Annotated in this window: 4 protein-coding genes; all 4 read left to right on the top strand. The window is 29.4% G+C overall.

Annotation, left to right across the window (positions count from 1 at the left end; translation table 11 throughout):
• Window positions 1–107: 107 nt before the first annotated feature.
• A complete protein-coding gene (locus tag ACQY6M_RS00020) occupies window positions 108–617 on the top strand; it encodes a UpxY family transcription antiterminator (RefSeq protein ID WP_428742647.1) in 510 nt (169 codons plus the stop codon).
• Window positions 618–642: 25 nt separating this feature from the next.
• Window positions 643–9,120 (top strand): amino acid adenylation domain-containing protein, encoded by an 8,478-nt coding sequence (locus tag ACQY6M_RS00015; RefSeq protein WP_428742646.1) that lies wholly within the window; start codon window positions 643–645, stop codon window positions 9,118–9,120.
• 210 nt (window positions 9,121–9,330) lie between these two features.
• A complete protein-coding gene (locus ACQY6M_RS00010; RefSeq protein WP_428742645.1) occupies window positions 9,331–15,003 on the top strand; it encodes an amino acid adenylation domain-containing protein in 5,673 nt (1,890 codons plus the stop codon).
• Window positions 15,003–16,640, top strand: a 1,638-nt coding sequence (locus tag ACQY6M_RS00005) for a condensation domain-containing protein (RefSeq protein ID WP_428742644.1), incomplete at its 3' end; no start/stop codon positions are given. The genes ACQY6M_RS00010 and ACQY6M_RS00005, both read left to right, overlap by 1 nt.

Genomic DNA, 16,640 nt, shown 5'->3' with positions numbered 1-16,640 from the left:
TTTCCCCTTTTTTTTCCATTCTATATTTACATCGTTCTAATTGGGAAACAAATTAATTAACCCCCTGTGACTGGGAGTAGCGAAGCTTTGTTTTGTATTTATATATTATGATAAAATTTGATTGTGGCTGGTACGTATTGTACGTTAAATCTTGTTGGGAAAAAAAAGTACATGAGTCATTAAAAGAAATTTCTTTAGAATCTTTTCTACCACAGATAAAAACAATTAGACAATGGAGTGATAGAAAAAAGGTGATAATGAAACCATTATTTCCTTCTTATGTTTTTGTATATATCAATTCATCTTTAGGTTTTCATAAAGCATTATCTGTTAATGGGGCATTCTCTTACATTCGTTTTGGAAAAGAATATGCAAGAGTGCCTGAAAAAGAAATAAATCAGATAAAACTTTTAATAGGAGATGAAGGTATTGAAGATATGGAAATCACTGAGCAACGCCCAAAGGTAGGTGAGATAAAAAAAATCACCAATGGTCCTTTAGAGGGGTTAGATTGTGAAATTATTAAGGTAAATAATCAGAGTAAGATTATTGTAAGAATTGAATCATTACAACAAAATATTTTGGTTACTGTGCCTCTTTATTCTATAGGGGCATAGTATAAACTTTACACATTTTTTATTTATGGATAAAATTGGGCAAAAACTAGCTTCTAGTTATTGGCTTAAAAAAGTACGTGGTGCTTTTAAAGTTGATGAATTTTCTTTGAGTGAAATGAAGCAATTAGAAGAGACAATCGAGATGAATGATCTTTTATATTTTTCAAAACTGGCTAAAGATAATTCAATCATTGAATACACTACTTTGCTGAGTGTATTTAATGCGCTTCTATGTCGTTATTTTGATGTAGAAGGCTTACTATATTCTTCAAAAATAGGAGATGAAAACACTCCTTTATTGTTCAATTTCAGTTCAATTAAAAATAAGACATTTAAAGAGTATTTACAGAGCAATAAAGAAGAGGTACAAGAGGTTTATCATTATGTTAATTACGAAAATAAAATTCAAGAAGAATGTAGTTTTAGAGAGTATGCAACCTATGGTTTTTTATATAATATATCTTCTCCTTTAGAAGAATTAAAAGCGTTAGTTCCATTTTTACTTTTAATAAAGAAAAGTGATAAAGGATTGGAGTTAGGGATTTCTTACAATAATTCTTTTATAGATGATTGCGTAGCAATTCATTTTTTACAAACCTTAAAAAAATGGATATGTGACCTAGAGGACTTTATAAGTAAACCTATAGAAGATATTTCTATTGTTACAGCAACTGAAAAGTATCAGTTGTTAAATGAGTTTAATGATACTGAACGGGAGTTTTCAAAAGACAAAACAATTATAGATTTATTCGAAAATCAAGTAGAGAAAACACCAGAAAGTATTGCAGTTTTATTTGAAGAAAAAGAGATTACTTACCAAGAGCTAAATGAGAAATCGAATCAATTAGCAAATTATCTTAGGCAAAATTTTGAAATTAAACTCAATAATTTAGTAGGAGTAAAGCTTGATAGAAATGAAGATTTATTAATAGCTATTATAGCGGTTCTAAAAGCAGGCGCTGCTTATGTGCCAATAGATGTTAATTATCCAAAAGAACGAATTAACTACATAGAAAAAGATAGTAATGCAAAAGTAGTTATTGATAGAGTTTTTTTAGAAGGGTTTGATAAAGAAAAAGAGACATACTCTAAAGAGAACTTGTCAAAAATAAATGTTCCAAGTGATTTAGCATATATAATTTATACTTCTGGAACTACAGGAAACCCAAAAGGTGTAATGATTACCAATGCAAATGCAGTGGCAATGATACATTGGAGTCAGCAAGAGTTCGATGAAAGTGTGTTTGATATAGTTTATGCTGTTACTTCACATTGTTTTGATCTTTCTGTATACGAAATATTTTACCCTTTTTCTATAGGAAAACCTATTAGACTGCTTAATGATGCATTAGAAATAAAATCTGTATTAGATAAAGATGCTAATGTTTTAATTAATACTGTTCCTTCGAGTATGAGAAGCTTGTTAGAAGCTGATATTGATATAGAAAATATAAGTGTTATCAATTTAGCAGGAGAGCCTTTTCCAATTGATATAGCAAATAAACTAGCAAAAACAAGAGCTCAAGTACGAAATTTATATGGACCATCGGAAGATACTACATACAGTACAGTATATAAACTAAATAAAAATGAAGTTTATATAAATTCAATATCTATTGGTAAACCAATTACTAATACTCAAGCGTATGTTTTAGATGAAAACTTAAAACTTTTACCTGTTGGAGTAATAGGAAAGCTGTATTTATCTGGAGAGGGAATTACGAAAGGATATTTAAATCGCCCTGATTTAACAAAAGAAAAGTACATTGAAAATCCGTTTTCATCAGAAGAAGTAATGTATGATACTGGTGATTTAGTGAGATGGACACCTGCGGGAACATTAGAATACTTTGGAAGAAAAGATTATCAAGTAAAATTACGAGGTTATCGAATTGAGTTAGGAGAAATTGAAAATAGAATAATTGAATACTCTTCAAATGTTCAGGAAGCAATAGTTAGAGTAAAACAAGTTGATAATGTTGATGTTTTAGTAGGTTATTACACGAGCAGAGCAGAAATAGATAAAACGTTTTTAAGAGAGTATTTAAGCTCTCATCTGCCTACTTATATGATTCCAACATATTTTCTGAAATTAAAATCTATTCCTTTAACTCCTAACGGAAAAGTAAACACGAATGAATTACCAGAAGTATTTTCAGAAGAAATAATAAGGAAAGAATATGTAGCGCCAAGAAATGCTGTAGAAAAAGAACTAATCTCAATATGGGAAGAAGTTATTAATGTAGAAGGAATTGGAATAAAAGATAATTTTTTTGAGTTAGGAGGTCATAGTTTGATGATTGGTCAAGTAATCAACCAAATTTATAAACGTCTCAACGGAAATATTACCTATAAAGAATTTTTTAAAGTTCCTGTTTTAGAGAATGTTGCTGCAGCTATTAAAGAAGAAAACTATGTGGCTATACCCAAAGCTGAAGAAAAGGATTATTATCAATTAACGCCTTCTCAACACAGACTTTGGTTGTTAAGTCAATTAGAAGGGGGAGATATAGCTTATAATATGTCTGGGGCATTAGTTTTTAGAGGAGAACTAAACGTAGAGCTATTTAGAAAGGCATTTAGTTTGTTAATTGAAAAGCATGAAATATTAAGAACTTGTTTTAAAACGAATGAAGAAGGAGAAGTATATCAGTATATTGTTGAAGGGGATGCGTTAAATTTTGATATTGCTTTTAAGAATTTTAAAGAAAAAACAGAAGAGGAAATAAATACATATATACATCAACAACAAGAGAGACCTTTTAATTTAGATAAGCCCCCCTTACTAAAAGGATCATTGTTATTAAAGGCAGATAATGAGTGGTTGTTTTCATTTGTAATGCATCATATAATAGGTGATGGATGGTCTTTGGAGTTGTTGATGTCAGATATAATGAGAATTTATAAAAATCTTTTAGAGGATGTAGAGTACAGCTATCAAGAGTTACCAATACAGTACAAAGATTATTCAGCTTGGTTACAATTACAGTTGAAAGAAGAAGAATATGAAAGCTCAAAAACGTACTGGCTTAATAAATTCCAAGGAGAGCTTCCAGTTTTAAGTTTACCAAGTTATAGAACCAGACCTAAAATTCAGACATATAACGGAGATATGCATGTGCACCATTTTTCTGAATCTTTTTTGAAGAAGTTAAAAACATTTTCAAGAACTAATGATGTCACATTATTCATGACATTGATGACAGGGATTAATGCTTTATTGTCTCGTTATACAAATCAAAGAGATATTATATTAGGTACTCCAATTGCTGGAAGAGAACATCCAGATTTAGAGAATCAAATAGGATTGTATTTGAATACATTAGCTATTAGAACTCAGTTTGTAGATAATGACAGTTTTAAGGATTTATTGTTTCAGCAAAAAACAAACTTATTTGAGGCTTATGAGCATCAAAATTATCCATTTGACGAATTAGTTTCAAAATTAGATATGAAACGAGATTCTTCCCGTTCTCCATTATTTGACATTATGGTGATTTTACAAAATCAATCACAATTACATACAATAAAAGAAGATGTTAGTATAAATGGAGTAGAAATAGAAGAATATGAAATTACTAGAAATACTACGAAATTTGATGTATGCTTTACTTTTGTAGAAAAGGAAAATTTAGAGCTTACTATTGAGTATAACACAGATATCTATGAACCAAGTTTTATAGAAAGTTTAGGTATTCATTTGGAAAATTTCTTAACAAATGCTATAGATAACCCTGAGCAAAGAGTATCAAAAATAAATTATTTAAGTAATACTCAAGAGCATCAATTATTGCATGATTTTAACTCTACCGCAGCAACCTACCAAAAAGATAAAACAATTATTAATCTATTCCAAGACCAAGTTTTAAAGACACCAAATAAAATTGCGGTTAAATATTCTGACGAGAGTTTGTCTTTTGAGGAGGTTGATGAATTAGCTAATAAATATGCTATTTATTTAAAAAGAAAATATGGAATTGGAATTGAAGATAGAGTTATTGTTTCTGTTGAACACAATCAATATTTAATACCTATACTAATAGCTGTTAAAAAGTTAGGAGCTATATATATACCAGTTGATCCAGGTACACCAAAAGAGAGAGTATTATTTATAAAAAACGATAGCCAAAGTCATATAGTTATTGATACTAACTTTTTTAAAGGTATAGATTTAAATGAAGAAAATTTAGAAGTAAAAATTGAAGTGCCTCAGTTAACAAACCCAGTAGAGTTTATTATTTATACGTCTGGATCAACTGGAGTTCCTAAAGGAGTATTATTAAGAAGAGATAGTGTTTATAATAGGTTAAATTGGATGTGGAAAAACTATCCTTTTTCGGAAGATGAGGTATGTTGTGCTAAAACTTCAATTGGATTTGTAGACCATATATGGGAGTTTTTTGGGCCTTTATTAAAAGGTATACCTCTAGTTTTTTATAAGAAAATAGAGACTTTAGATATTGAAAACTTTATTGATAGTTTATGTAAACAGAATATTTCTCGTATAGTACTGGTACCTTCATTATTAAGAGAGATTATATCATATCCAAAATTATGTAAATCAAAACTTGAAAAACTGAATTTATGGATTAGTAGTGGAGAAGCTTTAAAAGAAAAAGATGTAGAGAGCTTTTATACAGTGATGAAAAATGAGAAAGTAAGACTTTTAAACATTTACGGTTCAACAGAGTTAACGGCCGATGCTACGTATTATGATACTTATGAAGAATATAATACTTTTAGAAACTTTAAGTTATTTGATAATTCTTTAAAGAGAGAAATAGATGAGCTTATTTCCTTACAAGATTCGTCAAATAGAGTCCTTCAAAAGCCATTCGATGAAATTGTAAATAAGGCTGAGTTTTATAATGTGAACTTGGATTTAAACTCTACGGTTGAAGAATATTTAGAATTATTAAAATCTAAAGTATTGCCTAATGTTGTAAATATAAACTTACCTAAGTTTATAGGACACATGACGGGACCAGTACCTAATTTAGTTAGAGAACTTAACGCCTTGGTAGTAGCACTTAACCAGAATCAGGTTAAAATAGAAACATCATCCATCTCAACATTGATAGAAAGGCAAGTGATTGGCTTTTTTCATAAACTTATTTATCAAAATAATGATGAGTTTTATAAAAATTATGTGCAAAATCCGAACACTTCAATAGGGGTAGCTACCAATGGAGGTACTATTTCAAATATCATGGTACTGAATTATACTTTGAGTAAGTTATTACCTGCGGATAATGAATTTAAAGGGATAAAAAGAGAAGGATTAGTTAAAGCATTAAAGTATTACGATTATGAAAGAGTTGTTCTATTAGGATCTAATAGATGTCATTACTCTTTTGGTAAATCTTTAAAAATATTAGGTTTAGGAACAGATTCTTTTGTTGGGTTTGACTATGAAAATAAGACTCAAACAGAAATACATGATGAACTATTTCATAAAATTAAAGAATTAAAAAATCAGAAAGCTTTGATTTTGGCTATTGTTGGTGTAGCTGGAGCTACAGAATCAGGTAATATTGATTTTTTAAAATTGATTGGTGAAATAGCAAAGGAACATCAAATACATTATCATGTAGATGCAGCTTTTGGGGGAAGTTTTCTTTTTGCAGATGAGTTTAGAGAAAAGTTTGAAGGGATAGCTATGGCAGATTCGGTAGCAATATGTGCACATAAGCAAATGTATTTGCCTATTGGGTTGAGTTATAGTGTTTTTAAAGATCCATCATTTGCATTAAGCTCAGAAAATAATACCAATTATCAAGCACGTAAAGGAAGCCATGATTTAGGGAAATTTACTCTAGAGGGCTCAAAGAACTTTTCAAGTTTAATATTACATGGCGTATTAAATATTCTAGGGAAAGAAGGGTTTGCTGAAATAATAAGACGCAACTATCAAAATGCCCAACAGTTTGCTGAAATTATAAGAAAGAATAACGAGTTTGAATTGTTATTTGAACCTGATTTAAACATTGTTCTATACAGGTATGTTCCATCAAAGTTTAAAAATAAAAAGAAGTATTCCGATAAAGAGCTGGAATTCATTAATGAAATGAATAAACAGCTTCAAAAAATACAGTTTGATAGAGGAAATTCCTTTGTTTCTTATACGAAATTAAAAAGACAAAATACTATAGAAGATGTAGCTTTAAGAACTGTTTTTATGAATCCGTTTACTACGGTTAAAGATTTAGAAAGTATCTTAAAAGAACAAAAATCTATAGCTTACGAAATAGAAAATAGACCTACTTCCAAAGATAAAGTAATTAGCAATAAAGGAGTATTAATAGGAAAACCAATTGACAATGTTAAAGTATACATTTTAGATGAAGAAAATAATATACTTCCGTTCAATGTAATTGGTGAGATATGTGTAAGTGGAGATTGTGTTTCAGAAGGATATTTGAAAGAAACTGATGTAAATAACTCAAATAAATTTACAAACAATCCTTTTATAATGGGAGAGAGAATGTTTAGGACTGGTGATTTAGGTAGAAGGTTGAAAGATGGAAATATTGAGTTTATAGGAAGAAAAGACAACCAGATAAAGATTAGAGGAAATAGAGTAGAGGTAAGAGAAATAGAAAATACACTTTTAAGAAAAGAAGGAATTAGACAAGCTGTAGTTTTACTAAAAGATATAGAAAATAATGGTAAGGAGGAGTTAATAGCTTACTTTGTTTCTTCAAATAAGGAAAGCGCAACAGAAATAAAATCGTTTTTAAAAGAATCACTTCCAGAATACATGATTCCTTCTTTTTTTGTGAAGGTAGAAGAAATTCCTCTTATGCTAAATGGTAAAATAGATAAGAGTGCATTAGCTAACATCAAGGTAGAAATTTTACAAAGTGGAACAGAATACATTGCTCCTAAAAATGAAATAGAAAAACGATTAGTAGCTGTTTGGGAAAGTATTTTAAAAAGAGATAAAATAGGTATTGAAGATGATTTCTTTGATTTAGGAGGGCATAGTTTAAAGTTAACAAAGCTTATAAACAAAATAGCTAAAGAGTTTAATGTTAAAATTTCACTAGAAGAATTATTTAAATGTTCAGTTTTAAAAGATCAAGTAAATCTTATAAAAGAATCTAATAAATCAAATCAAGAGCCAATAGTACCTGTTGATGAGGCAAAGAGCTATGAAATGTCATATGCTCAAAGAAGTTTATGGATGGTTAGCCAATTTCAAGAAAAGAATGTGGCCTATAACATGCCGATACTATATAAGTTTAAAGGGGTGTTAAATAAGCATTCAATTGAACAAGCTTTTCAAAACTTAGTAGCGAATCACGAAATATTAAGAACGGTATTTCTTGAAGAGAATGATGAGGTAAAACAATATATAATCCCTGCGAAAGATTTTCATTTTTCAATCGGTTATAAAGAAATAAGTAGAGAAGGAGATACTCAATCGGAGTTAGATTATTACATAAAATCGATTGCTAATAAACCTTTTGATTTAGGAAAAGGACCATTATTAAGAGTTAACTTAATTAAAACAAAAGAGGAAGAACATTTATTGTTGTTTACTATGCATCATATTATTGCTGATGAATGGTCTTTTTCTATAATAATTAGAGAAGTTAGTCAGTATTACAATGCTTTGGTTAACAATCGAGTATTGTCTACTATTTCATTACCAATTCAATATAAAGATTATAGTCATTGGTTAAGGAATAAAATAAACAACCAAGAGATAACGGATACTTATTGGAGAAATGAATTGAAAGGAGAATTATCACCTCTACCTTTAATGTATGATAATTTAGATTTATTGAATGCTAGTTTTGAAGGAAAGAGAGTGATTTTTGAAATAGAGGAAGAAATTTCTTTGGAAATCAAGAAAAAAACAGAAGCATTTAATATTACTGAGTTTACTTTTCATTTAGCAGCTTATACAAGTTTTTTACATCTGTTAACTAACGAAAATGATATCATATTGGGTGTCCCTTTTGCGGGTAGAGATCATTATGATTTAGAAGATCAAATAGGATATTATGTAAATTTGTTACCTATTAGAACAAAGTTTGCTACTGATAATTATTTTGCTGAAATACTACATTTAGTACATCAGAAAATACTAAAAGCATTTGAAGATCAAATGTATCCTATGGATTTACTTATGGAGGATTTAGATTTTGATAGAAGAAAAGGAGGGACAAGTTTTATCAATACAGGGTTTACTTGGGCTGAATTAGAAAATCAAGAAATTCTACTTAATAAAGACCTTACAATAAGTATAGAGCATATTGAAATTCAACAAGCGAAGTATGATTTATGGATAGTAACCAATGGTAGTCGCTTTATTTTGGAATATAGAAAAGATCTTTTTAATCAGGATACGATTCAATTATTTATTGAAAGATATAAGGTATTCTTAAAAGAGGTGGTTAAAAACCCTAATAAAATCTTAACAGACTATGATTTTGCAACTTCTCAAGAGAAGGAAATTGAAAGTTCAAAAATGAGTATAGAAATACACTTCTAATGTCATTTTAAATTATAAAGTTATTAACTCAGGTTATACAACTAAATCCCAATAATTAACTAGAAGTATGTGTTAGAGTTGCATTATAGGTTGGTTAGAACATATCCAAACAGTGTTTCTTCCTATAATGCAGTGTTAATATTGAATCTTAATTTTAGAATACTTCCCATCGCTATTATTTAACAAGCATTATTTAACCATAAAAATATTATGAAAGATAATAAAATCATACAAGAGTATTGGTTTAAAAAAATAGATCAATATACTAACGAAAATGATAGATATATTCCTTATGAAGATATTCCTTCTGGTTCTGTTTCAAGGCAAGTAAAAAGAGAAAGTTTAGAAGGTATTAATGTTTTAACTAAACAGAATTCTATTGCTGAATATGCTATTTATCTTTCTATTTATAAAGGGTTAATAAAGAGATACACAGAGCAAGATTCTGTTTGGGTGAGCTCACCCATAATTTATTTAGACGAGGAAAAAAATGATGAAGAGGGTTTATTTTTCTACAATGTTGATATATCAAATGAGCAAACGATAAAAGATATTATCGTAGCTGTCAAAGCAGAAATAGAGCAAACAATAAGTTATGGTCAAATTGATTATAAAATATTACAAGAAAGGTTTGCTTATAATGGTATTAGTAAAGACGACTATTTACAGTATGGATTTAATTATACTAAGCTAAGTAAGGAACTTGATGTTATAAAAGAAACAAAACTTTCTTTGAGTATTGATAAAAATGAAAAAGAAGAGATAACTATACATATAAATTATGATGCTTATAAATATGAAGAGACTTTTATAAATAATTTTTTAAATGGTTACATAAGCATTCTTGAAAACATTAAAGATTATCTTTCTGAACAACTAATAACTATTGAGATAGTCTCTGATCAAGAAAAAGAAACATTGCTACGATTTTCAGAATCTTTAAAGAATGAAGAAATTAATGAAAGTGTTATAGCAAACTTTCATCAACAAGTAGAAGAAACCCCTAATAATATAGCTTTAGTTCATAAGAATAAGAAATATGCCTATACCGAATTGAATGAACAAGCAAATCGATTGGCTTTTATTCTACGTGAACAGTTTGATATAAAAAGAAATGATGTGGTTGGTGTAATAACTAACTATTCAGAAGATACCATTATTTCCTTTATAGCAATTTTAAAATTAGGAGCCACATATTTACCGTTAGATCCTCTAGCTCCAGACGAAAGACTGAAGTACATCATTAAAGATACAGCTCCCAAAGCTATAGTAATTCAGTTAGATTATTTAAATGATGTAATAGAGTTTGATATTCCTATTTTTAGTATTGATGTAATGCTAAATGAAGAAAACCTTGAAGGATATAATGCCGAAAATATAGAAGAAAAAGGAGATGTAGCTTATTTAATGTACACTTCAGGGTCAACAGGAATTCCTAAAGGAGTTATTATAGAAAATAAGGGAATTACAAGGTTGGTAAAAAATACAGATTATGTACAAGTTAATTCTCATGATAGAGTTTTAGGAATATCGAATCCTGTATTTGATGGATCTACATTTGATATTTGGAGTGCCTTATTAAATGGAGCTACTCTTTATATTCCTGAAAAAGACCTAGTTTTAAATTTTCAGTTATTAGCAGAAGAAATAGTAAACAATGAAATCTCTGTTGCATTTATGACAACGGTATTGTTTAATTCTTTAGTTGACAGTGATATACAAGAAATAGGTTGTTTAAGAAAAATACTTTTTGGAGGAGAAAAAGTTTCAGTACATCACGTGAACAAATTTATAGAGCGTTTTGGTAAAGGAAAACTTTTGCATGTGTATGGACCTACTGAAAACACTACATTCAGTACTTTTTATGAGGTTAATGAAACTCATAAAAGTACAGTTCCAATAGGTAGCCCCATAGCAAATACCCAGTGTTATATCTTGAATGAAAATAAAGCGCTACAGCCTATAGGGGTACCTGGTGAATTATATGTTGCAGGTTTAGGAGTTGCAAAAGGATATCTTAATAAAGAAGAGTTAACTAGCAAAAGTTTTATAAATAACCCTTATCAAAAAGATTCAATTTTATACAAGACAGGAGATATCTGTAAATGGCTTTCAAATGGAAGTATAGAGTTTATAGGAAGAAAAGACAATCAAGTAAAGATTAGAGGCTTTAGAATAGAATTAGGAGAAATAGAACAAAGAATTTTAGAGTTAGATAAAGTCTTTGAGACTACAATAGTAGTTTCCAATGACAGTAATAATGTAAAATTTTTGTCTGCTTTTGTTTGTGGAAAAGAAAATCTTGATTTAGAAGAGTTAAAAAGTTCTTTAAAAGAAAAGTTACCTGCTTATATGATTCCAACGTATATAACGCAGGTAGATGTAATGCCCTTAACAAGAAATGGAAAAATTGATAAGAAAAGGTTATTAGAAATAGAACAACAAAAAACAACCAAAGATAAAGAGATAGTAGAACCAAAGAATGAAACAGAAAAGAAGCTAGTTGACATATGGAAAACAATATTGGAAAAAGATTCAATAAGTATTACCGATGATTTTTTTGATTTAGGAGGGCATAGTTTAAAAGTAACTCGTTTAATAAGTAGGTTGCATAAAGAATTCAATATTAAGTTGGAACTTAAGCAGTTATTTGAAACAACTATTTTAGAGGAGCAAGCACGATTAATCGATGGCGCTGCAAGAAACACCTATAATCAGATTCCAAAAGCTGAAGAACTACCTTTTTATCCTCTATCATCTTCTCAAAAACGGTTATGGATATTAAGTCAGTTCGATGAAGTTAATGTGGCTTATAACATGCCAATAGCACTAGAGTTTAAAGGAGAATTCAAATATGAAAGTTTAGTAAATGCTTTCAACGACCTAATAAAGCGTCATGAAATTTTAAGAACAGTTTTTAAGGAAAATGAAGAAGGAGAAGTAAACCAATATGTGTTGCCTTTTGAAAATATAAACTTTGAAATATCTTATCATGGTTTAGAAGAAGTTAGCAATCATCAAACAATTGTATTAGAAAGAATAAAAGAAGATTTTGATACTAATTTTAATTTGGAATTAGGGCCATTACTGAAAGCTTCGATATACCAAGTAGAAAAAGATAGATGGATTTTTAGTTATGTAATGCACCATATAATTAGTGATGGTTGGTCAATGGATGTGTTAATTAATGAATTACTGAAAGGATATAATGATCACAATCAGTTTGGTCAAACTATTGTAAAAGAAGAACTAGAAGTTCAATACAAGGATTATGCTGTTTGGCAACAAAGCCAGTTAAAAGAAAATCAGCTAGAAACTCACAAAGATTTTTGGACGAAACAATTTGAAGGAGAAATACCAGTACTTCAATTACCAGAAGATAAAATAAGACCAGAAATCCAGACGTATAACGGAAAACTCATTAAAACGCGCATTTCAGCAAGTATAGTTAATAAGTTAAAGAGTCAAATAAATGAAGAAAGAGTTACTTTATTTATAAGTTTACTTACAGCCGTTAAAATTTTACTTCATAGATATACAAATGCAGAAGATATTATTATTGGTTCTCCAATAGCCAATAGAGAGCATGCAGATTTAGAAAATCAAATAGGATTTTATTTAAATACACTTGCTCTTAGAACTCAATTTAAAAGTACTCATTCATTTAAAGAGTTATTAGAGATAGTAAAGCAAAATACTTTAGAGGCTTATAAACATCAAATCTACCCTTTTGATGAGTTAATCAACAATCTGAATATTCGTAAAGATATGAGTAGAGGAGCGTTGTTTGATGTTATGGTGGTATTACAAAACGCTACTTCTAATAACCTTATTCAAAACAAAGAATATGAAGTTGATGGACTACATATTTCTAACTTTCATGAATTAGACTATGAGGTAAGTAAATTTGATTTATCATTTAATTTCATTGAAATTGATGATGAGCTAGAGGTTGAAATAGAGTATAATAATGATATATACTACGAAGAAACAGCCCAAAGGATGTTAAAGCACTTAAAACAGGTACTTATAAGTGTTACAGATAATCCTAATTTACCTGTTGGAAAAATAGATATTTTAAGTCAAGAAGAGAAAAAACTATTGTTAGAAAACTTTAGGACTACGAAGAAGAGAGAAATTACAGAAACTTCTGTTATTTATGAATTTGAGAAAGCAGTACGAAAATACTCTGAAAAAACAGCTTTCTTATTTGAGGATAAGATATTTACCTACGAGAAATTAAATAGAAGAGCAAATCAATTAGCACATTATTTAAAGGAAAATTTTACAGTTGGACCAGATACATTAATTGGAATTGAGCTTGAACGAAGTGAATGGATTCCAATAAGTATGTTGGCAATATTGAAAACAGGATCAGCTTACTTACCAATTGATGTACAATTACCACAGGAACGCATAGATTTCATGAAATCTGATAGTAACTGTAGCTGTATAATAGATAAAAGTGAATTATTAAAATTTGAGGAAAGTAAAGAAGCTTTAGATAATAGTAATTTAGATATAAAAGTAAATAAATCTGATTTAGCCTATTTAATGTATACTTCAGGTTCAACAGGAACTCCAAAAGGGGTAATGATTGAAAACGAAAGTATGTTAGACTATTGTTTAACTTTTATTGAAACATTTGGTTTAGGTGAAACAGATGCTGTTATTCAACAATCTTCAATATCCTTTGATACACACGTAGAAGAAATATTCCCAACTTTAATAGCAGGAGGAACACTTTTAATGGGAACAAACGGAGGAAGAGATATTAAAGAAATTCAATGTTTAATAGAAGAAAAGAATGCTACCATTTTAAGTACAACACCACTAATATTAAAAGCTTTAAATGAGTCTGAACTTAATTTGAATAAATTAAGGTTGATGATTAGTGGAGGGGATAAACTTAGCAGAAATTATATATCTAGCTTTTTTAATAGAGTAGAAATATATGACACTTATGGACCAACTGAATCTACTGTATGTTCAACCTATTCAAGAATTGATAATACTCAAGAGAATTGCATAATAGGTAAACCTATTACTAATAGAGGTATAACGATAACCAATGATAACGGAGTGCTTCAGCCTATTGGAATTGCTGGGGAGATTAGAATTAGTGGTTCTGGTTTAGCTAGAGGTTATAAAAATGAAGAGACACTAACCGCTGAAAAATTTTTAATCAACAATGATTTTGTAAGAGAATACAAAACAGGCGATTTAGGAAAATGGTTGCCAAATGGAAGTATTGAATTTATAGGAAGAAAAGATAATCAGGTGAAAATTAGAGGGTATAGAGTTGAATTAGGAGAAATTGAGAATACTATACAAAATTACTCAACTGTAGAGAGTGCAGCCGTTTTGGTAGTAAAGAATGAAGAAGAAATAGACGAGTTAGTTACATATTTAGTAACAGGAGAAGACTTTGATATACTAGAGGTAAGAAGGTATCTGAATAGTAGATTGCCAAGTTATATGATTCCCGCAAAGTATATTAAAATTGATGAAATGCCATTAAATACTAATGGGAAAATTAATAAAAAAATACTTCATGAAGAGGAGGGAAGTTTGATAAATTCTGGAACTCCATTTGAACCAGCTAGAAATGAAATTGAAGATAAATTAACCAATATATGGAAAGAAATCCTTCAAAAAGAGCGTATAGGAATTTATGATAACTTCTTCGATATAGGTGGACAAAGTATTAAAGCTACACAACTCATAAACAAAATAAATGAATCATTTTCAGTCAAAATAAAGATAAAGAGAATCTTTGAAGATCCTACAATATCAGGAATTTCTGAACACATGAAATTTATGTTGCAACAAAAAGAGTTACAGAAAAATAAACAAGAACTTCAGGAAATAAATTTAGATTAATGAAAGATTTATTAAATAAAATTCAGGAGAATAACTTACTATTAGAAGTGGTAGATGGTAAGCTAAAAGTATTCACTAAAGAAACAAGTATTAATGAAAGTTTAATTGCTGAAATAAAAGCAAATAAAGAGGAGTTAATAAAAGCTTTACAAGAGAATGAGAATACAGATAGTTTAGGTGATAAGGAGAATAAAATTCTTAAGAGTCCTGAATTAAATGGTTACCCATTATCATCATCTCAACAAAGATTATGGACGTTAAGTCAGATGGACAATGCAAGTGTTTCATATAATATGTTGGGTGTTTATGAGATGAAAGGTATTCTTAGAGATGAATTATTATGTAAATCTTTCGAAAAGTTGATTCATCGCCATGAAATTTTACGTACTGTTTTTAAGGAGGACAGTCAAGGAAAAGTAAAGCAATATGTAAAAGATGAGGATACTGTTAAGTTTACACTTAACACAGTTGATTTAAGAAATCTTGAGAATTATGAAAAAGAACTAAAAGATAGAATAAAACATGAAAATGAGTCCTTATTTAATTTAGAAGAAGGCCCTTTATTAAGAGGAGAGTTAATTCAGGTTAGTAATACTAAATGGATATTTTGTTTTGTAATGCATCATATTATTAGTGACGGTTGGTCTATTGATATTATGATGAAGGAGCTCATGGAAGTATATCGACAATTGAATGAGAATCTTGATGACTCGAAACAGGATTTAGAGATTCAGTATAAAGATTATGCTGTATGGCAGCAAGAACAGTTAGTAAATGGAGGTTTAAAAAAAGATAGAGAGTATTGGTTAGTACATTTACAGGGAGATTTACCAGTATTGTCAGATTTTGGAGATTTTCCAAGACCAGCAGTAAAAACTTATAAAGGAAAATTTATAGAGCGTAAGATAAATACATCTCTTTATAAGAAGTTCAAAGATTTGTGTTCGAGAGAAGAAGGTACCTTGTTTATAGGCTGTTTGAGTTTATTAAATACGTTTTTGCATAAGTATTCAGGTCAAGAAGATTTGATTATTGGAAGCCCGGTTTCAGGAAGGACTCATGCGGCGTTGCATGATCAAATAGGTTTTTATGTGAATACCTTAGCACTTCGTAATATTTTTAGTTCTGAAGACAGTTTTGAAGTACTGTTAGAAAAAGTTAAGAAAAATACTCTAGAAGCTTTTGAACATCAAGCATATCCTTTTGATGAATTGTTAGATGATTTACAGATAACTAGAGACTTGAGTAGAAGTGCATTATTTGATATAATGTTGGTAGTTCAAGATGCTAAAAATGAACAAGAAATTGACTTTTTAGAAGATGGTTCTCTATCAATAGCCACTTATAATAATGATTTTCATTCGGCGAGTAAATTTGATCTTTTGTTTACTTTCACGGAGTCATCAGATGAATTAGTTATCGGTATTGAGTATAACAGCGATATTTTTAGCAGGTCGTTGGTAGAACAGATGCTTGTTCATATGGAGCAGTTGTTAGCTAATTTAGTAGCAAATACAAGTGCTAGTTTATCGGCAATTAGCTGTTTGAGTACAGAGGAAGAGCAGGAGCTTGTAGTAACGTATAATGCTACGGAGACTGTTTACGAAGAAGGAACTTCTATTTTAAGTTTGTTTGCA

The sequence above is a fragment of the Tenacibaculum sp. genome (genome assembly GCF_050290165.1).
GTDB lineage: Bacteria > Bacteroidota > Bacteroidia > Flavobacteriales > Flavobacteriaceae > Polaribacter.
The sequence above is the reverse complement of the archived record's forward strand: the minus strand, read 5'-3'. Positions and strand labels throughout refer to the sequence as shown.

Bases quoted from the DNA above. Each gene is read 5' to 3' on its own strand.
- ACQY6M_RS00020 (WP_428742647.1), top strand. From the start codon at position 108: ATGATAAAATTTGATTGTGGCTGGTACGTATTGTACGTTAAATCTTGT.
- ACQY6M_RS00015 (WP_428742646.1), top strand. From the start codon at position 643: ATGGATAAAATTGGGCAAAAACTAGCTTCTAGTTATTGGCTTAAAAAA.
- ACQY6M_RS00010 (WP_428742645.1), top strand. From the start codon at position 9,331: ATGAAAGATAATAAAATCATACAAGAGTATTGGTTTAAAAAAATAGAT.